At 40.6% G+C, this 23,413-nt stretch carries 18 protein-coding genes; 12 read left to right on the top strand and 6 right to left on the bottom strand.

Annotated features, from left to right (window positions below; translation table 11 throughout):
* Positions 1–20 precede the first annotated feature (20 nt).
* The gene (locus JMX97_RS03765; protein WP_201555517.1) at positions 21–950 is read left to right on the top strand and encodes a diguanylate cyclase regulator RdcB family protein; all 930 of its coding nucleotides are present in this window, start codon (positions 21–23) and stop codon (positions 948–950) included.
* Entirely contained in the window at positions 947–2,080 is a 1,134-nt protein-coding gene (locus JMX97_RS03760; RefSeq protein WP_201555515.1) for a patatin-like phospholipase family protein, read from the top strand. The genes JMX97_RS03765 and JMX97_RS03760 overlap by 4 nt, the downstream gene beginning before the upstream one ends.
* Before the next feature lie 127 nt (positions 2,081–2,207).
* Here JMX97_RS03760 and JMX97_RS03755 read toward each other — a convergent pair whose 3' ends face one another.
* From JMX97_RS03755 to JMX97_RS03745, 3 genes are read right to left on the bottom strand one after another with little or no spacing between them, the layout of a single operon-like run.
* Positions 2,208–5,348 carry a site-specific integrase gene (locus JMX97_RS03755; protein WP_201555514.1) on the bottom strand — a complete coding sequence of 1,047 codons (3,141 nt, stop codon included), beginning with the start codon at positions 5,346–5,348 and terminating at the stop codon, positions 2,208–2,210.
* The gene (locus tag JMX97_RS03750; RefSeq protein ID WP_201555513.1) at positions 5,345–7,585 is read right to left on the bottom strand and encodes a hypothetical protein; all 2,241 of its coding nucleotides are present in this window, start codon (positions 7,583–7,585) and stop codon (positions 5,345–5,347) included. Before JMX97_RS03750 ends, JMX97_RS03755 begins: the two co-directional genes overlap by 4 nt.
* Complete coding sequence (locus JMX97_RS03745; protein WP_201555512.1) at positions 7,548–8,156, bottom strand: hypothetical protein; 609 nt, start codon at positions 8,154–8,156, stop codon at positions 7,548–7,550. The genes JMX97_RS03750 and JMX97_RS03745 overlap by 38 nt, the downstream gene beginning before the upstream one ends.
* 915 nt (positions 8,157–9,071) lie before the next feature.
* Between JMX97_RS03745 and JMX97_RS03740 the strand changes: the two genes are divergently transcribed.
* The 10 genes from JMX97_RS03740 (at position 9,072) to JMX97_RS03695 (ending at position 19,768) form a co-directional block, all read left to right on the top strand.
* Positions 9,072–9,872, top strand: coding sequence for an alpha/beta fold hydrolase (locus JMX97_RS03740; protein ID WP_201555511.1), 801 nt, complete (start codon positions 9,072–9,074; stop codon positions 9,870–9,872).
* A 516-nt stretch (positions 9,873–10,388) separates the two neighbouring features.
* Positions 10,389–10,619: a transposase gene (locus JMX97_RS13995; protein WP_201555510.1), complete on the top strand. Its 231-nt coding sequence runs from the start codon at positions 10,389–10,391 to the stop codon at positions 10,617–10,619.
* A gap of 105 nt (positions 10,620–10,724) precedes the next feature.
* Positions 10,725–11,687: a trehalose-phosphatase gene (gene otsB, locus JMX97_RS03730; RefSeq protein WP_201555509.1), complete on the top strand. Its 963-nt coding sequence runs from the start codon at positions 10,725–10,727 to the stop codon at positions 11,685–11,687.
* Entirely contained in the window at positions 11,684–13,303 is a 1,620-nt protein-coding gene (locus JMX97_RS03725; protein WP_201555507.1) for an alpha,alpha-trehalose-phosphate synthase (UDP-forming), read from the top strand. The genes otsB and JMX97_RS03725 overlap by 4 nt, the downstream gene beginning before the upstream one ends.
* A gap of 111 nt (positions 13,304–13,414) precedes the next feature.
* On the top strand, positions 13,415–14,497 hold the full coding sequence (locus tag JMX97_RS03720; RefSeq protein ID WP_227671524.1) for an acyl-CoA dehydrogenase family protein: 1,083 nt from the start codon (positions 13,415–13,417) through the stop codon (positions 14,495–14,497).
* A complete protein-coding gene (locus JMX97_RS03715) occupies positions 14,485–15,444 on the top strand; it encodes a PIG-L deacetylase family protein (protein WP_227671523.1) in 960 nt (319 codons plus the stop codon). The genes JMX97_RS03720 and JMX97_RS03715 overlap by 13 nt, the downstream gene beginning before the upstream one ends.
* Entirely contained in the window at positions 15,428–16,300 is an 873-nt protein-coding gene (locus tag JMX97_RS03710; RefSeq protein WP_201555504.1) for a class I SAM-dependent DNA methyltransferase, read from the top strand. The genes JMX97_RS03715 and JMX97_RS03710 overlap by 17 nt, the downstream gene beginning before the upstream one ends.
* A gap of 33 nt (positions 16,301–16,333) precedes the next feature.
* A complete protein-coding gene (locus JMX97_RS03705) occupies positions 16,334–17,008 on the top strand; it encodes a glycosyltransferase (protein ID WP_201555581.1) in 675 nt (224 codons plus the stop codon).
* Between the two features lie 579 nt (positions 17,009–17,587).
* On the top strand, positions 17,588–18,406 hold the full coding sequence (locus JMX97_RS03700; RefSeq protein ID WP_201555503.1) for an enoyl-CoA hydratase: 819 nt from the start codon (positions 17,588–17,590) through the stop codon (positions 18,404–18,406).
* Between the two features lie 201 nt (positions 18,407–18,607).
* Positions 18,608–19,768 (top strand): glycerate kinase, encoded by a 1,161-nt coding sequence (locus tag JMX97_RS03695; protein WP_201555500.1) that lies wholly within the window; start codon positions 18,608–18,610, stop codon positions 19,766–19,768.
* A gap of 311 nt (positions 19,769–20,079) precedes the next feature.
* Here the strand turns inward: JMX97_RS03695 and JMX97_RS03690 are convergent, their stop codons facing one another.
* Genes JMX97_RS03690 through JMX97_RS03680 form a run of 3 tightly spaced genes read right to left on the bottom strand, consistent with a single transcriptional unit; the run spans position 20,080 to position 23,238 of the window.
* Positions 20,080–20,787 (bottom strand): ABC transporter ATP-binding protein, encoded by a 708-nt coding sequence (locus JMX97_RS03690; RefSeq protein ID WP_201555499.1) that lies wholly within the window; start codon positions 20,785–20,787, stop codon positions 20,080–20,082.
* Positions 20,780–22,003, bottom strand: a complete 1,224-nt coding sequence (locus tag JMX97_RS03685; protein ID WP_201555498.1) for an ABC transporter permease — start codon at positions 22,001–22,003, stop codon at positions 20,780–20,782. Before JMX97_RS03685 ends, JMX97_RS03690 begins: the two co-directional genes overlap by 8 nt.
* A complete protein-coding gene (locus JMX97_RS03680; protein ID WP_413786389.1) occupies positions 22,000–23,238 on the bottom strand; it encodes an efflux RND transporter periplasmic adaptor subunit in 1,239 nt (412 codons plus the stop codon). The genes JMX97_RS03685 and JMX97_RS03680 overlap by 4 nt, the downstream gene beginning before the upstream one ends.
* Between the last annotated feature and the right edge of the window lie 175 nt (positions 23,239–23,413).

Genomic DNA, 23,413 nt, shown 5'->3' with positions numbered 1-23,413 from the left:
TGGAAAAGGAATATATAGTTATGGAACTAGAAAAATATCAACAGTCTATAGCACAAAACATCCCTTATCTAACAGATAAGATGGTCATTGATTTTGTTAATGGCTTGGATACTGCAAAAGAGCTTAATAGCAAAAGCTTACAACCAAAGAGCTTTGTCTCTCGTAACCTGTCCCTGATATCAGGTAAAACCCAGCGGGCGCAAGCGAATGTTAACGATCATCTTATCGCAGGTTTAGATGCTTGCCAACACTATTTCCATGAGATATTCCAATCACAGCAAGGTCATACCCACGCTATAATAGAGATACATCAGACGCTCAAAAACACGCAATTACAAACAGCTGAACTCACCCACTACGTATTGGACTTTCAACAGCAGATTGAAAAGCAAGTAGATAAAGTGAGTAGTCGCTTAGACAGACTAGAAAGCTATGGCTATGCATACACCCAAATGGGCAATGTGTTATCTAAATTGAAAGCAGAAAAGTTTTCTAAGCTATCTTTGTTAGGTCAATGTTACACGACTTTAGATACCTTGTACTGGGGAGACTTTGGCTTATATCTGCGTACCTATAATGATGAAACAAAGAAAGAGGAGTTACTAGATACGCTCGAGAATGAACTTATCGCTACTTTCAAGCAAAATCTTAATATTGGTGCTAGAGAAGACTTACATCAGGATCAGTGGCTATGTCTACCTGATGAACGTGAGGAAAGCGAAGTGCTACAACACGCTTTAGCTTATCAAGGTGACTGGAGTCAACAAGCGCCTAATGAGTATCCTATCGTGTTTATGGCGACTCAATACAATGACTTACCAAATGATAGAAAGCCTGAGTATAAAAACATAAGCTTAAATATGATCGATATTGATAGAGTAACTAAGCGCATGATTGGTGAGATGACCAACCGAACAGAGCACTCTAGATTACAAGGGCTTGGATTATGAGCAACAATTTAGTAAAGAATCAAGGTCTCAATTCTAAAAATAAAGTAGGCTTAGTGCTATCAGGTGGTGGAGCAAAAGGAGCCTATCATGTTGGTGTCGCTAGAGCTTTAGATGAGATGAATATCGGTATTGATATGATTTCAGGTGCCAGTATTGGCGCCCTAAATGGTGCAGTACTAGCGTCAGCACCTAATTTCACCGAAGGCGCAAAGCGTTTAGAAATGCTTTGGGATAAACTGCCCTACCTTAAGCCTATTCAATTTGACAGTGACTCTTTAACTTCTAAGTTTAATCTCAGTTCTATATCAAAAAGTAAAGTGAACTATCTAATTTATATTACTATATTATTATCAGCAGGATTAAGACTTGGCAGTCCTATTGGATGGCTCAGCTTTTTGATACCTGGTATCACAACTTTAGAAATAGAAAATATACTCAAAGATGATACGCTAAGGTTGATGTTAGAAGAGTATCTCGATATCGATCACTTACAACACTCTATGCCATTATATGTTTCAATTTTCAAACAGCAGCATAATGGTAAAGCGATTAAAGACATGGTTCTAGCAATTCGAGATGTTATTAAAGTAGAAATCGCTGGTATAGATAATACTCCTTCAGAATTTAGACATATCCAATCCTTGGCAATAGACGAACAAAAAGAAGTTCTTTTAGCATCGGCTTCCGTGCCTTTACTTTTTAAAGCACTTAGCAGTTCACAAGATGAGCGTTATACTGACGGTGGACAAGGCGGTTACCTCAAGTCACAGGGAAATACACCTATTACTCCATTGATAGAAGCAGGCTGCAATCATATTATTGTGACCCATTTAACTGATGGTTCATTGTGGCATCGCCATGACTTTCCTGACACTTCAATTATAGAAATTCGCCCTAGTATAAATATAGGCGGCTCTATAGCGATGTTTGATTTCTCGGTTGAGACTGTCAATAAGTTAGTTGAAGCAGGCTATCAGGATACTAAGCAAGCTTTGAAAAATGTAAAGTTTAATTTAGATATTATTCATTCAATGCGTCAAGACAACTTAACACTCTCAAATACAATGAATGATACAGAAGGAACTGATGTTCTAGATAATGCTATGAGAAGATTACGAGGCAATAAGTAATGATTGAAAGAAATAACTATGCTTCTAGCCAACAGCATACTAACTCACAACCCACTTCCGCTTGTAGATGCATCACTCTTTAAGTTGAGCTATGCTGAAGAAACCGTAGAGATGGACTTGGGTTTTGTTAGTGACTCAAACCCTCTACTATTAGCATAAAGTGCAATACATATCTCATTAGTGCAGAGGAATAGTTCCCGGCTTGGTTATTCTGTTGCTTAATCGGACTGATGACAGACAATGAGTAACCGCTATAAGTATCAACACCTGTAAGCTCACCATTAAAACTAGAGTTATCTTCTTTAAACCTCTCAATTTCTTCAAGTTTAGATTTCTCATCTACAAAGAAATTATTGAATTTCTTCTTCTTTTCATCAGCATAAGACTCTGACTTTATACAGCTGATATTCACTCGCCAATATTTACTTGGTAGTATCAGACATATTATGCTTAGGTACTTGTAGAATAGTTTCTTTTGTTTGTACGTGAATCGGATCTCACTTTTTGACGTATTTGCCTTGTTATAAAACACGTTAAGCATCTCTTTGACTTTACGCCTACTCTCTTTGGTTTTGTATAACTCTTCAAGATTATCAAAACACAAATTTACTAATGCTTTCTCCTCACGATAATGAAGAGGCGTTGGGGCAATAAGTATGTGTTCAGACCCTTGTTTGCGTTTTTTTGAGATAAGCTTGTGATTTAAACTGCCATCAGTGTTTTGTACTAAGCTTACTGCATGTTCATAAATTATCAGTGCATCGTCATATTTGAAGTTTAAACTACTGGCGTCATCTAATCTTTGCCCATCCTCGATGTCATACAAAAGTTTTTCAATCATCTCGCGGTTATACCTTCCAAACACTGCCGAATTCTGTTCTACCGCTAAGTCGTTGCTATCGAGAGTTGATGGTTGTCTCTTCACGTCATGAGAAGCTGAAAGTTTCTCATGCTCAATTTTACGATTGATATACTGTCTAATACAATTAAGATTGACTTTATCTGTCTTGCCTTCAAAAGCATCCTTATTATGTTGTTTTAAGTCAGCGCGGCTTGCACCCATCAGCTTATTTACAACACTTAGGGGTAGTGTCAACTTAGCCTGTTGTAATTGATGACTGGCAATGATGTCAGCAGTATGAATATATGAGCTAAAGGTTGTATTCAAATCTGCATGGCCTGCAAACTCCATCAATGCATCCCAATAGTTTGTCGATATCTTGCGTACGCTACCCAAAAACTGATACTTAATGTTATCAATCTGCTTCTCACTATAATCTGTAAAATGCATGGCAATTTTTTGCTTGCACCTAAGGATTATCGCCATGTTTGATACCGCATTATGGCGAAAGCTATGCAGCGTCATATCATTGTAAGGTGTGCTTGCCAATATTTTCTTTACAGGCTGCTCGATACTGTAACGAGACAGAGGTGTTGACTGATACTCTAAGGTAAATAGATAGCGAGAGGATTGCTCTTTTTTTAAATTAAAAAACTGTTTAAATCTCTCCAGTTCATCTGCTAAGAGCAATACTGATAAATGTATGCGTCGTGTGCCATCATCTGACTTTAAATCACGATGCGCGTTGGAACGAACAATAATATTGTATTCAGTAAAACCTTGATTATCATATTCAATATCTTTGACTTGCAGCCCAAGTATTTCACTAATACGCATTCCAGTGCGATATAGCAGTGTTATCACAACACTAAGCGCTTGCTGGTTATAATCGCTTAATTCTTTTTGGTCAGAGATACAGCTTTGAATAAGTTGATAGACGTGGTTAGGGATCAAGTAGCTTGATACAATTTGTGGGTCACCACCACCCTTCAAGTCGATATCAGGAGCTTGATAATGCTTTTTTAACGAGTAGTGAAGTGAACATAGAATGGTGGTCGTAAACCCCATTCTATTTTGGTTTTTATTTGCAAGAATATCATTATAAATATAGTGATAATCATGCTTCGTCCACCCTAGAAATTCTGTGTCACGAGTGCTTGCAATAAAGTCATTGCCTACATCGGATAAGTATCGCTTTAAGGTACTAATTTTATTTCTACTAATAAACAAATCAAGCATCCATATAACCAGTCGCTCTTGATTCGGATACAAAGCCTGCTTAAGTAAACCTTCTAACTGTTCTCTAACTTTTTTCCTATCATCATTAAGGATGGCTCGTATCTCTTTGACAGCATCAGACTTGAATCTCACGGTTTTAGAAGGTTCTAACGAAGGCTCATTGCTAGACTCAATAACCAATCTACTAATATGATCATCAGTTAGTATTGCTTTGGGCGTTTTTATAGTTTGAAAATACCGAAGCAAGTGCTCCTCTGTCACCGAGGTCTGACTCTGCTGACCAGTTAACACCTCTACAAGCTGAACATCTAACCTTACTTCAGGCAAAGTTTGCCAATGAATAGCGATATGTCGTAGGTACTTTGATTTAGAAATTGATTTAACCGTGAAGTTTTCATTAGTAAACTCACCTAATCTTTTTATCACTTGATGATATTTTGGAAAGCCATCTTCTTGCTGACGCTGGGTTTGTAGTTTAAATAACCACAAGCGACTGATGTCATCAATAAAGATTAGCCGAGTCTGATAAACCTCCTCTATATCCTCATCTACGAGAACAACTTTATTACCATAGCCAGGTGATAATATCTTAATGGGGATAGCAAGCATGTCATCAAAAATCTGATATATAAGCTTATTTTCATCAAGATAATCATAGATTGCTTTGAGCACCTCCTCATCGTTGTAGCCTGCAAAGCTCACCAGTGTAAATAAGAACCAGGTGACGCAATCTAGTAAGGAAAAGGTATTTTTTTGTTGCCATTTACTTAATGCCTGATCAACAATCTCTTCTGCTTGCGATAGGTATAAAAAATCATCAAGGTCGTTGATATTTTTTGGACGTTGAGCTCGAGAAGCAATGACTGGTTTTGGTAATAGCGGCAAACTATCCTTTTTACGTAACTGATTGACTTTATCAAAAAAACGCATCCGCTCAAACAAAGCAAAAGGGATTATTTTTGCTGGAACAGTTTGTTCTATTTTTTTATAAATAGCTTCGTATAAGCTATAGACTTGCTCATCAGTTATTGTATCCAGTTGGCTTTCACTGCTCTCATGAATGAAAGCTGCCCAATAGTCTTGGCATATCTCTTTGGTTTGCTGTAAGGCCTTTTTTCGCTGCTCCTGCCGTTTGGCCAACCTTCTTTCATGACCATACAAAGGCTCTATAGGAGAGTATTCAGTCATGAGATCACCTGCTTAAGCTTTAGTTTGGTTGCTAGCTGTTGATAATCATCTCTGGGTGACAATATGTCACCAATACTTAATGATGAGTGTTTTCGCCAAGCCTCCTGCCCCATCATCTCATGACCAAATATAGCGAGAATAATAGCTTCATCCACCCCTTGTTCATGCAAAAAACGTTGTCCAACATGACGTGTCCAGTCAACTTTGAAACGAAAATTATCGCCTAGCTCTTTGCTAATAATTGCAGGACGTAGGGACTGCAAGGCTCCTTGTTTATCAATGTAGTTCAATAGTGGACGCTCAGAGCTAAATACTTTATCAACCTCTAATTTCAGCTTAAGGTTTAAGCGTCCGAATTGTCTAACAAAGCGGCGCAGGTAATCTAAGAAATTTTTAATTGCTTCTACTAAAAATGTGCATACAGGGACTAGGCGTGGACTTTTGGCGCTTACTCGTTCCTCTTTGTCAGAGATCCAAGCAAAACCTTTGCTCAAGTTGATTTGATTAAATTTACCAGGAGCACCTTCAACAGCTCTTATAGAGGTTAGCAGTAACGACACATGCCAAAGCCATAAATTATAAAAATTAAACTTTTCTATATAATTGGTGGTTGCTTCTACTTTCTGATACAGGTGGCTAATGAATAGACTCACTATAGGATAGTCAGGGCAGTTTTGGCTGCCTATAGCATCATCACTTAGTTCAACCTCGGACAGATACTCGACTTTGTCTAAACGATTGCCATAACAACGATCAGTGAGTATTTCAATGGCTCTATGATAGATCTCTTTCACATCTTTAAGGGAATGTGAGCTGTACCATAAATCAGCTCTTTTCTTACTGTTGCGAGAGGTGATAATACTGGCTAGCTGAGTGGTGCTGACCTCATGGGAAATAATGGTATACAGTGACTTTTCGATTCTGCCTAGGCTTATTAAAGGTAGCTCTAAGTCCTCACGTAAACTAGCGATAACTTCATTAATCAATGTCGAGTCCGGATGACCTTTATAAGTTAAAAAGATCCCTAACGGTTCAGGTAGTGGTAACTTGAACTGCGTTAATTGGTTAGCAAGCACAGACTCTATACCTATCGTTCTAATACGTAATGGAGTGATATCAAGATGAACAATAAAATCACACCGTTTTTTTCGGGCGCTAATATCAACAATACTTTTATCATTTTTATCAATATCTTCAGCTAACTTGGCAACTGAATAGCCTGTATATAAAGAAAGTAATAGATAAGCTATCGCCCGTTTTCTTTCCCTATCAGTTTCTTCGCTATCAAAGCTGTCAAACCATTGCCACAATTTAGAGCATATATTTTGCATAGCACTAAGTGGTAGCAAGCGAATATTGCTACTCAGAAATCTTTCGTTTTTATTTGCGTGAGCAAACTTTGCGCGAGTTCTACGATAGATCTGATTGCTTGAGAATTTTTCAGTCGCTTTTAATGTACTTTGCTTTATAAAACTGAAATCGGGTACAGGATCATCCAGACGCTCTCGATTAATATCATTAAAACTATCTGTTTGTTCAAAATTTGTGACGGATACGAGCTCGTCAGTATCGTCATCAACATCACTTTGTGCTATGTACTCTATTTTTGGATCATCTAACTTGCTCTGCTTACCCTGTTTTCTACCTGAGGAAGAGCGAGTAATTTTTGCTTTATTGTTATATGCAAAATCAATGGTTCTGTATATTTTAATGAATGATTTAAGCCTAGGGTCATTTTTGCTTTCAAGCTCAATTCGATACTTCTCAAAATTTTGATATGTAATTCCTAAGTTATTTGCTTGTAAAATTTTATAACAATGCTCCCATATCTGGTGATTATAGTTAGACGGATTCACCCACTTCCTAGCCTCAGCAGTGGTCTCACTAATTCGTCTTGGCAAACCATTTTGAGCAAAGTAAATCAGTAAATGGCATATCTTAGCAGTCCACAGCCATTGTTCACTAGGATTATCAACATCTAAAGTAGGTAGATGATATGTGCTGGCTATAAAAGCACGAGTAGGATTTTCAAATTTGGTTAACTTACCCTGATAAGACTCTAGGATTTTTTTTAAACGTTCTGAACTGAGAATAAATGGCTTTTCACAAGTAACCGTAATATCCATGAAGTCGATAGAAACCAAACTTGCTATCGTTAAAAAGAAATTTCTAACGTCATCTGTATACAAGTCTTCAGTATCAGGTATCAATATTTGCAGCTCTTGATTTAATATCATATTTCGCTTCTTGGATTAGATCAGGGAAAGATGGGATTTGATGAGTTGTTAGATTACGGTACAACTTGTGCTGATATTCATATTGATAGCGTTTTATTTTTTTGAGTTCTAATATTTTTTCTATGGTTAGCTTGCATTGAAAAATTTCTAGTTGAATACTTTCAGGCATTGCTTCTTTGATAGCCTGATAAATAACTGGATTGACAGGCTCCAATTTTAAAAACTCATCGAATAGATACTGCCAGGCTCTACGAGTGATATCAGCGTTTGTTAAATTTAGTTTTCGAACGGTAACAGGTAACTGGCTTTCTACTTGATAAGCCGACCTAAAATCTTCAAAAAAATAATACACATCATTATGTGTTTCACCTACTGTTTCTTCAAAGTGAATGACCTCAAAATACAGCTTTTTACATGAAGCCAATCTAGTATTTATTACTATTACTTCATCAAAAAATAATTCACAAAACAGCTGATATGGCTTTTTGGCGAGCTCATGCACCAAAAAATTATCAGTTAAATTAATGGTCTTAACCGACTCTCTACTCTTGGACTGTGTTCTTTTAGCCATATTGATAAACCTGAATTTTCACCTATACACATTCTTAGATTAGAACTGATTACTCAATATCAAAATAAATTAGTGAATGAATACCAAAAGAGTAGGGATTGAAATAATTTTTGGTTGGTGTCATTGTACATGAAATTTATGGTGACTAAAAACATATTTATACTTAGAATAGTGTTATTATATTAGGATGTTATCCAAAACATAAAAAGCTTAGCACCTTTAAAGTAAAGGGTTACAGCTTAACTAAACTTAATATACTTTTGGTCTACGTCCTTGCCAAGGTTGGGGTTTCCCGCTCCAAATTTGCTTGTATAAAGCGAAAAAGCCTCACTTCACAGTGAGGCTTTTTTTTGTCCAATTTTCAGGGGCTGTGGCGATTTTCAGTATTAGCTAGTCGCTCTAATTACTAAGTTTATCTAACATATTAAAAGTCTAAAAGTCTAAAAAACAGCACTGTGACCAAAATGAACTATAGTCGATTCACAATAAAAGAGAGTCGCTTATATCAACGTGCTACTGGTATAAATTTTTCTGGCGTGCTGTTCGCAAGCGTAACAGAGGCTGCAAAAAGTTCATCCCAGTAGCACTGTATCGTTTTTAAATTGAATCGACTATATGTTGTCAATCTCATAGACATTAACTTGGAAGGTTTTAATCAAACAGTCTGCCAGTAAAATTTACTTCATATCTATCTTGGATTTTTATAGATCATTATCAATCGAGAATTCATTGAAAGCACTGATATCCACCAAATTATCTTTATAGCTATACAGATACAATTTGACATCACAATTTAGCACTTTCAAAGACTTAGGAGTTCTGGTAGAAGTATTAGAGTGAAACAATTAAAGTAAATGTAGCACTTTGAATATAAGTGCCATTAGGTTTAATAATATTTATACAAAGGGAAAAACTATGCCAAAGATTAATGTTAACGGAACCACACTGTTTTATGACGATCAAGGCCCTAAAGATGCTCCAGTGTTAGTACTGAGTCACTCTCTATTTTTTGACCAAAAAATGTTCGCTCACCAAATAGCGCATCTTTCTAAACATATTCGAATTGTGAGCTATGACCATCGAAACCAAGGACAAAGTGCCGGCTCGGAACTAAAAAGCGTCGATATGGATACGCTTACTGACGATGCCGTGGCATTAATTGAGGCACTTAACCTAGGGCCTTGCTTCTTTGCCGGCAACTCTATGGGAGGCTTCATTGCACTGCGCTTAGCCGCTCGCCGCCCAGACTTGCTGAAGGGTTGTATTGTACTTGGGTGCAGCGGAGAACTTGAATACAAATTGGCCGATTTTTCGCCCCTAATTGATGGTGTAAGCGCACAAGGTACCGAGCCGTTCATCGATACACTTATGTACATCATGTTTGGTGATGACTATTTGGCAGACCCTTCCCGTGCGACCGAGCGCGAGCACTGGCGTGATTATATGTTAAAACTGGGACCGGATATTGCGCGCAGCGCTCATGGTGTTATTCATCGTACCGGCGTGTTAAATGAGCTTAAGGGCTGTAAAGTTCCTATGCTGATATTGGCAGGTGAGCAAGACCATGCGTATGAAGTGCCGCTGTCCGAAAATATCGCCCAAACCGTAGCTGAGAGTCAGATGTTTGTGATTCCAAAAGCGGGCCATTCAGTGGCGCTTGAGCAACCAGAAATTGTTAATAAGTATATTTCTGATTTCATTTCAGCCCATTCATAACGCCCTTAATTGATGTTTAAACGGTATTATTTTTTAGGGTTCTTTCTAATTGAGTCAGCAGCTATAAAACGATAACGAGTAGTAAGCGCTAGTCCTAGCTTATAATTTGATGCCTTTGTCGTAATGTTGGCAAAGGCATACTAAAATTAGTTTCATTGTCTAATGCCAGCATACTTTTTGAAACACCGTCGTTCTAAAATACTACGCGTGACTTTCGATTGTCTAAGACTATTATTTTTTCCAGAATATAACATCTTTATGCTGCATAAAAGAGTGGTTTCTTATTTATGATGAACTACTGTTGATGGGCTTAGCTTACTAAGTTCATGTTTATAGATTCTTCAGCTTACATCAGCCATATTCACCTGCAGGTTTTCTATATAGAAATATATCGTTCGTATTATCCATGTACATCATCGCATCAGAAAAATTTACCTTTTTTAGCTGCTCAACTTTTAGCTGGCTAATTTGATGATTATATAGAACAACAAGCAGCATATCTTCCCCTGTAATTAGGTGAGTAATAAACTGCGTAAGAACATAAAAGGGCAACATCTTGAGACTGTGAATGAAGCATTGCTTAACAGACGCTTGTTGGTTGGGACGGTGCTTAATAAGTTACAGAACTTATGCCAAAGTGAACATTATCGCCAACAAAGTGTAAATTGGTTTATGGCAAACTCATTATCAGCTCTTACTGCTTGTTGTTGGTGTACTTATAAATTATTGGTTTTCTTTATGAACTAGCACTTAAAAACATGCGGAATTTCAGCAGATAGCTTATCTCAAATTTAGGATGAATTAGGCCAAAATACAAATCCCTATATGATGCCCTTTTAAAGAGGAAAAGGTATGACTTCAGCAAGAAGCCCTAGCTTAAATGTGCCATCTATATACATTCAGCCAAGAAACTTTGCCGATTATTTATCTAATCAGCAGGACTATTGTTTGTTTTTGGATATAGATGGCACACTTTCAGATTTTACGTTTAATCCAAAAGACAGCGTCATCCCAAATACAACATTAATGCTTTTAAAAAAAATACAAAGTTATGGCGTTAAGATCGCGATCGTGACAGGACGCAGTCTTTCTGAAGCAAGGCAAATGCTGTCTCCTATACAGTTACCGATTGCAGCAACTCATGGCTTAGAAATAGCATTTGATGGTAAGAAAGACAACGACGATACCAACGTCGCGCAGGTTGATATCATCGAACTTGACGCCATAAGGCAGGCTCTCATCCAATCTTGTTTGCCCTATGATGACTTCGCCATAGAAGATAAACCATATTCCGTCGCCCTACATTATCGGCAAAATCCTGCTTTAGCCGATATGGCTTATAGCATTATGTCGAGAATATTAAAAAATTATGCTAATTGGATATTAAAAAAAGGTAAATATGTTTGGGAGATCGTTCCAAAAGGGGTAAATAAAGGCAAAGCAATTTTGACCTTACTGAAAAAAATGCAAACCAGCAATAACCTTTGCGCTATTTTTATTGGTGATGACATCACCGATGAAGCAGGATTTATGGCAGTACAAGGTGACAGTAGGTTAATAGAAAATAACAATTTAATAGAAGAAAATAGGTCAACAGGAAAAAACCACAAGCTAGTAAAGGGTTCATTAAACGGTATGGGTATTAAAGTTGGTAGTGAGCCCACTTGCGCTCATTATTATTTGCATAGTATTCATGAGGTTACTGTTTTACTTGACAGTTTCCTGACCTTTTACCAAAAACGCGCCACTCTAGCGTTTGAGTTAGCAGACGCTAATTTCCCTACTGCCAAAAAAACAACGAGACATGTCATATGAGCCGCCTAATCGTCTTATCTAACCGGGTTAAAATGCCCGACAATAACCCGATGGCAGGCGGACTTGCAGTAGCATTGCACGATGTGTTAATAGGTAATTCAGACATCTGGATGGGCTGGAATGGCAACATTGTTGATGCTCATGTTGATACCGATGACGACTGCGCTACTAATGAATTTAGCAGTAGCAAACAAACTTCTTTAGCAAGCGCTGATCTACAAAGAGCTAATACAATGGTTACTTATGTCACCATTGCCCTAACGACCAAACAATATCAGCATTTTTACTGTGGATTCGCCAATAATGTACTGTGGCCACTGTTACACGAGCAAACCGATTTAATCAGCCAAGCACCGCAAGATTATGCAGGCTATCAAGCGGTAAACTGTCTTTTTGCTAGACAATTAAAAAAACTCATCCAACCCAATGATGTGATTTGGGTGCATGACTATCACTTTTTAAGTGTGGCGTATTATTGTCGACAATTGGGCATGAGCAATCGTATCGGCTTTTTTTTGCACATTCCGTTTGTCCCATTGGCATTTTGGCAACAGCTCGATAAAAGCTCTGAACTTATTAAGCGTCTTGCCTATTATGATGTACTCGGCACGCAAACTCAGCAAGATAAAGCCAACTGTCTTGCCGTTTTCCAGCATTATTTAAAAGGTAGCTTTTTAAAAGAAAGTCATTTGAAAGATCCGCTAATAAACACGTCACATACCAAGCGAGATTTTGCTAAATCTAACCCGTCAGCTGGTGTGCAGTTAATGCTCAATCTAGACCTTGACTTAGAATCAGCCACCACGCATCGTTTAGTTATTAATGCCTATCCAATCGGCGTAAATGTAGCAAAAATCCAGCAGCAGGTAGTCAATTTATCCTCACCTTTATCTCTACAAGCTGCAAAAGATACTCAGAAAAAAAATACTATGAAGCCTGCCGCACAACAGATAATTGCTGTAGATAGGATTGATTATTCTAAAGGTTTATTAGAGCGTTTTACGGCGTATCGCTATTTTTTACAACAATATCCTACGTATCAAAATCAGCTAAAATTATTACAAATTGCATGTCCTAGCCGCTTAGATTTACCGGTTTATCAACGACTTTATAAAGGTGTCAGACAAGCCGTTAATAACGTTAATCAACAATTTTTGCCTAATGCTTGTAGAACGGATGTCTTTAAAGCCGATGCTTCTGAAGCAGATACCTTTAAAAACGATGACTATATAAATAACTGGAAGGCGATTGCGTATAGCGAAAAAGTGTTAAGCCAAGAGATGCTGATGACAGCGTTTTGGCATAGTGATGTCGGTTGGGTAAATTCGCTTAAAGATGGCATGAATCTAGTCGCCAAAGAATATATTGCCGCCCAAAATCCTGATAATCCTGGTGTGTTGTTGCTGTCACGTTATGCAGGGGCTGCTGAACAAATGCAAGCGGCGGTCATTATCGACCCGCACCAGCCAAAAAGCATCATACACGGTTTAAAAACTGCCTTGGAGATGCCATTAGCGCAGCGAAAGAATCGCTATCAAACGTTATTTCAAGGGTTACAGCAGGATAATTCACACGCCTGGCAACAAGATTTTTTAGATGACCTGTATTTAAGATGACCTACGCTGTGGCAAGAAACGTCACACAAATAGCTAGCACCCAGCTGAAGCTAAAGCCGAAATATCTAACTCACAAGAATAATTTCATAAGAACAATGAGGACATGCCCTAATGTTAGATACAAAGAATTTTTTATTACAAAACATTAAAGTCGCTGTAGAAAACATTGTGTCCGTTGATAATCAAGCCATTAGCACGCTCGGTTTAACAAACAAATTACGGTGTGACATATTAGACATTTTAGTCACTTATAGCGATAAAATCCCCCATCCTGCCAGTGCCAGCGTCAATGGTGATGGGACAAACTCACCCACCTTAATCCGTTGGCAAATTTTGGCCTATGTTGCGAGTATTGATTTAACAATTGCAAAATGGTTTGAATCGCACTTAGATGCATTGAGTATTTTACATGAAGTGGGCTATGACAATAATACTAATGGGCTGTGGGCAGTTTGGGCGTCAGAAGGTCACCCCCATCCTATACGTTACCAGCAGGGCAAAGTCAGCGGCACAAAAGGATGGTGTTCGGGGGCAAATATTGTTGATCATGCGCTAATGACTTATCGAGATAAGCACGGTCACTCGCAACTGCTTATCGTAGATATGCAGCAAACTGGGGTTGAGATTGACAATAGCGAATGGCAAGCGGTAGGAATGCAGCCCACTGATACTGCCACCGTACAGTTTAATCAGGCAACGGCCAGTAATGTTGGGCCGGCAAATGCGTATCTAGAACGTGTGGGATTTTGGCATGGGGCAGCAGGTGTCGCCGCTTGCTGGTATGGCGCAACGGCTTACTTAGCAGCCTATCTAGTAACGGCTTATCAGCAAAAACCGCATGATTATAAAGCCATGTATTTGGGTCAAATTAGTACGGCATTAGCCGTCACTCAGCAGTATTTTCATCATGTCTCAAGCTTAATAGATAGCCAACCGCAGCTGAGCCACGAACTTGCCATTCGTCAATTAAGATCAAACGTCGAGCAGCTGGCTCGCTTAGTGTTAGAGACCGTCGGACAGGCATTGGGGGCAGTCCCATTTTGTCGTAATGCCCATTTTGCAAGATTATCAGCCGATTTAGCCGTGTTTATTCGTCAAAGTCATGGGGCATTTGATTTACAAAAAATAGGTGAATTAACCAGCGATTTAACTAGTGAATTAACTGAAGAACAGGAAAATATATGGCAACTGTAATACCTAGTATGACCACAGCTGATATTTCAGCCCCTAATATAGCAGCACCCAAGCTGGCAGAAAATCCTGCACGCCCTGACTCTGTAAGCCCTGACATTTCATCCACCAACAGTGTTGCGGCGACTAACACGAATGCCATAACTAATAACGCCTTAACGCCTGAATATAATCATCCGATTGTTGGTGATCGAGTTATTGAAGGCGATGGGACCAGTCAGGACGTTTGGCAAAATTGGCAAGGGTTACGAAATTTACCCCGATTAAATATTGCAAAAATTTTTCCGCCACACCAGCGTGTGTGTATTTTTGCCCCGCATCCTGATGATGAAATATTGGGCTGTGGCGGTATGTTGCAACAGTTGGCTACTAATGGCAATCCTATCGTCGTTGTTTGTGTGACCAATGGCGAACAAAGCCATCCAAATTCGCAGATTTATCCCCCGCAAAAGCTTAACATCATTCGTCCGAAAGAAAGCCTTGCGGCGCTAGAAATGTTAGGCGTAGCTCATCAGGTCACGTCTATTGCCCTAGATTTAACCGATGGTGACGTGTTTGCCCAACAAGCACAATTTACCAAAAAATTAGCCGCTATTATTCAGCCTGACGATATTTTAGTGACGACCTTTATGCGCGACGGACATCCCGATCACGAAGCAACAGGGCAAGTGGTGGCCTCATTTGCCAAGCAACACCATTTAGCGTGTTATCAAGTATTAATTTGGGCATGGCATTGGGCAAAGCCTGACGATATTCGTATTCCTTGGCACTGTGCCAGCAGATTTGATTTAACCACTGAGCAACTACAGCGTAAAACCCAAGCAATTGAATGCTTTAACAGTCAAATTACCGTTGATGAGAGTACGGGCAACCCACCGATTTTATCTGCCCAAACTATCGCTAGAATTAGCCAGCCCTGGGAGGTTTATTTATATGAGTCACACCCCTAAATCTACGACGTCTACTAATACGAATCTTACGGACAGTCAAAGTAACCTTACGGACAGTTTGAATGTTTCTAAAACGACCTCGGCTGACCGTACCCAATCTCAAAGCCAACCTGTCCCCTGTTTAGAAACGTATTCAGAAAGCTATTTTGATGCGTTATATAGCGACAATACTGACCCATGGCAGTATCAGACCCGCTGGTATGAGAAAAGAAAACGTGATATGTGTCTAGCGGTACTGCCGCAAGCACAATATGGCAATGCCATTGAGTTAGGGTGCGGTAATGGCGTGTTTAGTGAGTTACTTGCCCGTCGTTGTGAGGCTCTAGTAAGTACAGATGGTAATAACAAAGCGGTGCAACTTGCCAAACAACGCTTGGCGGGGTTACCCCATGTTAGGGTTATACAAGGGGCTATTCCTAACGCATTATTGACTTTAAAAGAGGCGCTTTTAACAGCTTATCCTTTATCAGACAACCTATTTACTAATAAATCGCTCGCTAATAAACCACCTTTTGATCTAATAGTCATTAGTGAAATTCTATATTATTTATCGCCAAATGATATTGATACGGTTATCGCTTGGATTGGGCAAAACCTTGCCATAGGCGGTACTTTACTGTGCTGTCATTGGCGATACGCCATTGATGGCTTTGCGATGACGGGCGAGACGGTGCACCAACGCTTACACCAAGCGTTTAATTTGGTAAATAATGCAGATAATGTCGAAGGTCATCAAATAGATTTTAATCATCCAGTGTCTTTTAGTCATCAAAGCAAGATTGTAGATACTGATTTTTTATTAGACGTTTGGCAAAACGCTCCAAATTCGGTCGCCATGCAAGAAAACTTGGTATGACATGATATGACAGTCAACAAAATAATAGGTGACATGAAAATCGGTATTGTGATTCCCGCTCATAACGAGGCGCTGACTATTACCAATTGCCTAGCGTCGGTTCAGACAGCCATTGAGCAACTACCTCCAACCATTGCGGCGTATCTGCTGGTGGTGTTTGATAGCTGCACCGATGACACGCTGGCGTTAGTCAAAGCCGCAGGTGTTGACTATATATGCTGTGATTATCAGTGTGTAGGACGGGGGCGAGATATGGGTATTCGCCATGCTATCACCCAAGGAGCAACATGGCTTGCCTGTACAGACGCAGACTCAATAGTGACTACAGATTGGCTGGTACAGCAAATCGCACATATTACGCATCAGCCTACGGATATGATTTGCGGCGTGGTGAGCGTTGATAGCTGGGCGCATTTGACCCCGCAAACGCGGGAAGATTATAGTAATCATTACCAAGATATTATGGGACATCGCCATATTCATGGGGCAAATTTAAGTTTTAGCGGTGAGGCCTATCTCGCTGTTGGCGGCTTTGCCCCATTATCTTGCCATGAAGATGTGGATTTAGTCAAAAGATTTGAGACCCGAGGCTATGCCATCACTTGGAGCAATCACGTCCGTGTGATTACCAGCAGCCGTCTAGAAGCTCGGGCGACAGAAGGTTTTGCAGCATTTTTAGCAAATTTAGAAAAAAGCAATTTACAATAGCTATTTACAGAAATAGTTTACAGGAACCTAGGCGCTGTATAGCATTCAAAATTAGGACTGCTAATTGCTCCTTATTTATCAAAGCTGTGTTCTAGACTAGTCATAAATCGACGGTACTACTAAAATATTGGCTAGATCTTGGCTGGATTCATCAACAGCGACTGAACACTTTGAGCAAGCGATAGGATTGGCGACACCAGTACAGACGCGTATTAATAAAGACCAGGCTATTTAGATTTAGCGTCATTATTATTTTGATATACGCATGGCAGCCCAGTCAGAAGATTATATTAAAGATGCCGTATTTACCTTTGATGAGAACAAAGGAATAAGAAGCAACTTTGGTCGTGATTTAGCTGTCATATATTAACTCTGTTGAACACCTTTACCAATATGATATTTTAAGCCTAGATACTTTTTTTGATGGTCTTGTTGAAGACTTTAACCCCCTGTAAGACTTTCTATTATACGATTTATAAGGCATGCTACTATTCAGGTTACTTTTTAGAATGCTATTCAAATTACTATACAAAAAATTTATTGAAGCCAATTATTAATATCAATTATCAAGGATGATAAATGACAAACTCTAATCCTATTACGAGCGCTGCTCCAGACTCAAAAGACCCTTTGGTCATAAGAGAAAACAGTAACGGTGTCGTTATCCTCACTCTAAACCGCCCTAAACAATTTAATGCGTTATCTGTCGATATGCTATCTGCTATGCAAACAGAGCTGGATAGCATTGCCCAAGATAGCACTGTCCGAGTGGTGGTAATTGCGGCGAATGGCAAAGCATTTTGTGCCGGTCATAATCTCAAAGAAATGCGAGCAAATTCAGATAAAGCATTCCACCAATCATTATTTGAGCAATGTAGTCAAATGATGCTTACTATTAATAATATGCCACAAGTTGTGATTGCCAAAGTACAAGGCATTGCTACGGCAGCAGGCTGCCAACTCGTTGCTACCTGTGACTTGGCAGTTGCCGCTGATAGCGCAAAATTTGCGACTTCTGGGATAAATGTTGGACTGTTTTGTTCAACGCCTGCCGTCGCTGTCAGTCGCAATCTATCTTCCAAACAGGCGTTTGAGATGCTTATCACTGGTGAGTTTATTGATGCGCATACCGCCTTGCAACAAGGATTGATTAATCGTGTGACTCCAGCGGATCAATTAGACGATACCCTGCAGTCTTTAATCGATGCCATTACTGCTAAATCCCCTATTGCAGTCACCACCGGCAAAAACATGTTCTATAAACAGTTGGATATGAGTTTAGAAGATGCTTATGATTATGCCAGTGAGGTAATGGTAGCTAATATGATGGCAGACGACGTGGCAGAAGGTATTGATGCCTTTATCGAGAAGCGACATCCAGTATGGACAGGACGTTGATGGTTATAGGACCATCAATTAAAATTGACCTAGTTCAGTATCCAATAACTTATGCAAACGTGCATGACTAGGCTCGACTGAATGATGAGCAAATATAGCGTATTGCTTTACTCACGGCGCCAAGCATTCAGCCACCAGTAAAGCAATACTGGCGATGAAGCCATCAATATTTTAGCGTCCCTATTATTTCAAGAGAGCTCAATGAAGATTTTAATCGCCCCAGACTCGTTTAAGGAAAGCTTACAAGCTATTAAGGTTTGCCAGGCTATAAAGTCTGGATTTAGTCAGGTATTTCCGGATGCAGACTATACGTTATTACCAATGGCCGATGGCGGCGAAGGCACTGCCGCTGTTTTGTCCTATGTACTAGGCGGACGTTGGAAAGATGTGGTAGTACATGACCCGCTCATGAGACTTATTACTGGAAAATATTTGCTATTACCTGATGCTACTGCCGTTATTGAAATTGCCGAGGCTTGCGGTCTACATCTATTAACGGTAGAAGAGCGCAACCCAGTTATTACCAGTAGCTACGGAGTTGGCGAACTGATCAAAGACGCCTTAAACGAAGGGGCAAAACGTATTATTATCGGTCTTGGAGGTAGTGCTACCAACGATGCGGGTGTTGGCATGCTAAGGGCTCTAGGAATGGTATTTTATGATCAGCAGGGAGAGCCTTTGACACAAGGCGGTGAGCAACTTACTAAGTTGCAACAAATAGACAGCTCAGCATTCAATCCGAATATTTTAAATACTGTCTTTGAAGTGGCCTGCGATGTGACCAATCCGTTATGTGGTCCGTTAGGCGCCAGTGCTATTTTTGGTCCACAAAAAGGTGCAAGCCCTGAGCAAGCTGAGCTTTTAGATAAGTCTTTAAATCACTTTGCGACGGCTTGTCGTCAGCATAGTAAACAAAATGGTAATTATTATAGTGATGAGAATTATCAAAACGTATCAGGTGCAGGCGCCGCAGGTGGTCTTGGGTTTGCTTTAATGACCTTTTGCAGAGCACAGTTGCAATCAGGGTTTGATACCGTGGCTGGGGCCGTCGATTTATCGCAACACATTGCGAATGCTGACCTAGTAATAACAGGGGAAGGAAAGCTCGACGCGCAAACCTCAATGGGTAAAGTTGCTGCCGGTATCAGTCAACTTGCTAAGCTCAGTCAGACGCCTGTTATTGCCCTTTGCGGTAGTGTGGATGGTCTTAAGTATGATCACACTACACAATTTGATGTGGTTATGCCCAGTATCCAAAAAGTAGATTCTATTGATAATGTATTGAAAAATGCTTATGACAATATCGAAACCACTGCGGTAAATATTGCCGCTGCTATTTGGCTAGGGCAGAAAATGAAATGATTGTTTTAGTGGCTGATTGCTCAAAAATCATAAAATAGTAAAATTTAAAGAAAGATGTCCTGAAGATCTATTAAGCAGAGTAGCTTTTCAGGCAAAAGACTACCAAAGCTTGATTATAAACGATAGCTTTTCTGAGATAAGTTTGCTAACACTAAACTTGCATCGTCTCAATAATACCAAACTAATAGATGAAGCATTAAGTGATTAATTTAAGGTTTATCTCCTATTTGTAAATATAATTGATGTCGAGATAAAATAAGCCAGTAAAGTGAACAAATAAGAATAGCCCTGCTACTTTATAAGTGGTGGGGCTATATATTTAGCGAGTCACTTTCAATACGACCATCAACTAGATTAATAGTGCGATCACAGGATGCTGACAACCGTGGATCGTGAGTTACAAGCAGTACCGCACAATCACGCTCGCGATTAACTTTACGGAATAATTCAAATACCTCAGCAGCCGTAACCGTATCAAGATTGCCGGTAGGTTCATCGGCTAATAGTAACGCAGGCTGGGTTATAAGGGCTCTGGCAATAGCTACTCGCTGTTGTTGACCTCCCGAGAGTTCATTAGGCTTACTATTAGCAAACTTCTCCAGCCCAACAGCAGCAAGCAACTCACGCGCTTGCTGTAGCACAAGTTTATCTGGTTTACCCTGTGTCAGCATCAACGGCATCAACACATTATCTAATGCCGTAAATGCTTGGATCAGATGGTGAAACTGAAAAACAAAACCGATACTATTACCACGCAGCGCAGTACGTCCAGCGTCCTCCATAGCGCTGGTGGCCTGACCTAACAAATAAAGCTCACCATCACTGGGCTTATCAAGCAAACCGAGTATATTTAATAAGGTACTTTTGCCAGAGCCAGAGGGACCAATCAGTGCCGCAAAATCATTGCTGCCAATATACAAATCAATACCATGTAGCACTTCAATCTCGTTGGGCTGGCCAACATTATAAGATTTGCGCAGCGACTCTAAGCGTAGGACTTCATGAGACTTATCAGACATAACGAATGGCCTCCACCGGATCCAGTGCTGCTGCTCGGCGCGATGGTATAGCAGCAGCCAGTACGCCTGTGAGTGTCGCCAGTAACATTGCCACTATAACCAGCTTTACAGAGATTGGAATATAAAATAACCCTGGGCCAAAAGTATTAAATACCCACACCAGCACGTAACTGGCAGCACTACCCACAACCGAACCTAACAGACCAAATACGGCACCTTGAATCAAAAATATACGTAAGATTTGCTGCCTTGTCGCGCCAGTCGCCCGCAAAATACCAATTTCTCGGGTTCGTTGTACGACACTGACTGATAACACACTAGCAATACCAAAGGCCACGGAAATAGCCACAAAGACAATTATCATATTAGTAGACAAACTTTGTGCTGAAAGCGCATTCATCAACTGCACGTTAGTCATAATCCAGCTTTCTGCTTGCAATGATGTCAAGCGTCCTACCTGTGCTGCAATATTTTCTGCTTCAAAGATATCTGCTACGGTCAGATCGATCACCGTGACACCCCCTGGGAGACCGAGTAGCGATTGTGCCTGCTTTAAGTCCAAATATACATAGCGTGCATCTAGCTCGCGCACACCCAGCTCAAATATACCGGCAATATTCACCACTGCACTGTTCTGCTGCCCGGTTTCTAGGCGCAGCTTATTACCTACTTGCACCCCTAGATCTTTAGCTAACTGGCTGCCAATCAGTACATTGTCAGCGCCCATTCGCAGTTGGCCACTGACCAAATACTCTTCAAGCGGTATGATCTTCTGATAACGTTCAAGGTCCGTACCCACTAACGCCACCGACGCCAATGCCTCACCACGCCTTACAAACGCGGGTCCTGACACCGTTGGCGATACGGCCGTTAATAATGGTAATTGATCCAAAGTAGCGGTAATTTGCTGCCAGTTGTTAATTGATCGTAGCCGCTGTGGCCGTTTATCTTCCTGTAGCAACTGCACGGTACCCGCTACAGGCGGAAGTACCATATTAATTTCATCCGGTGGTAATAAACGAATATGGGCCTGAGTACCTAGGGTGTTTTCGATAAGGTTAGACTGTAGCCCTTGAACTAAAGCGGTAATAAAAATAATAACTGCCACGCCTACTGCTACACCCACGGTGATCATGATCGATTGCATGCGCCCCTCGCGCAAAAAGCTCATCGCAATGGTTGACTCGATCCATAGTCGCCCGAAAAAGCCAGTCAATTGGTTTTCTCCGGTAATTCATTGCTAAGACCTATAGCGTCAACACTATCCATAAATGGGAGCTGTTGTGACTTAATACGTACCCGCGCACCATTAGCTAACGACGATGCGGCATCGGCCAGTACCTGATCATCTAGGCTTAAACCCGTAATTACTTCAGACATTGCCAAGCCCCGTAAACCAAGCGTTACTCTCTGGCGTTGTATTTTTCCATCACGTAGCAACAGCACTACCGCCTTATCTCCTTGTACACTGCCTAAAGCATCATTCGGGATCACTAGTGCCTGCGTGCGTCGATCCGTTTCAATATTCACTGACACTGTCATATCTTGACGCAAAAACTCAGGCACAGGATCAACAGTCAGCCTAACTTCTACCGTACCACGCTGTGGATCAATACTTGGTGCAATAAAACTGATACGAGCAGGAAAAGGACTCTCTGGGTAGGCATCAGCAATAGCTACCGCTCTTTGCTGTAACGCCAGCCGTGATAAGTTACGCTCATCAAGCGGCACTCGGATTTCCGTACTACCCTCTAGCGCAATGGTGAACAGTATCCGACCCGGCTGTACCAGATCGCCGGTCTCCACATTACGGGTTAACACTGTTCCTGTCACCTCGCTTCGTACTTCGGTTTTAGCGAACTGAGCTTGTAGCGCAGTCAAACGCTCGCGCAGCAGAGCCTCCTCGACCCCGCCAGCAGCCAAGGCGGCTACTTTTAAACGTGCTGACTCAAGATTATTCAGTGCCTGACTTTGAGCCTGCTCTGCTTGCGCCATCTCTTCAGCCGAAATTGCCGAAATCGCAGCCAACTCACGTCTACGCTCAACGTTACCGCGGGCTTGTGCTAACTGTACTTTGGCATTAGCCAAATCCGCTGCCGCTTGTGGACGCGTGCTGGTCGCAAGCTCGCTCAGCGTAGCCTCCGCTTGCCGCACTTGGGCAGCAACCTCATCCGACCTCAGTACCAGCAACAGATCGCCTTTTGCAACTTGATCACCTTCCTCTACCAAGCGCTTAAGTACCACACCGGTAATTTCACTACCCACTTCAGTGCGTGATACCGTCACCACTCGCCCAGTCGCCACTACCGTTTGTACCAATGGCCTTGAAATCACGGTATAGCTCGGCAATAGCGGTCCCTGCCACCAGCGAAATACAGCAAAACCAGCTGCAAGCATCAGCAGTATGCCAATAACCACATAAACTACATATTTATAGGGGACAGCGCGCAATGAATTTCTCCCGTTCAGATGCTTCAGATTCTTATCGTAGTTTTTATTATAAGCGTTATCAAGAGAAGTTGCGTCCAGCTGACAAGGATCAAGAGTTGGGGTTTTAAGTTTTCAGCTGAACGTCAAGATTAAAAATTGTAGACAGCTATGATTTAGCAATCGTTAACAATATGGT

It is taken from the genome of Psychrobacter sp. 72-O-c (assembly GCF_904846605.1).
In the GTDB taxonomy this organism is placed as follows: domain Bacteria; phylum Pseudomonadota; class Gammaproteobacteria; order Pseudomonadales; family Moraxellaceae; genus Psychrobacter.
This window is presented reverse-complemented; position numbering and strand designations above follow the sequence as displayed.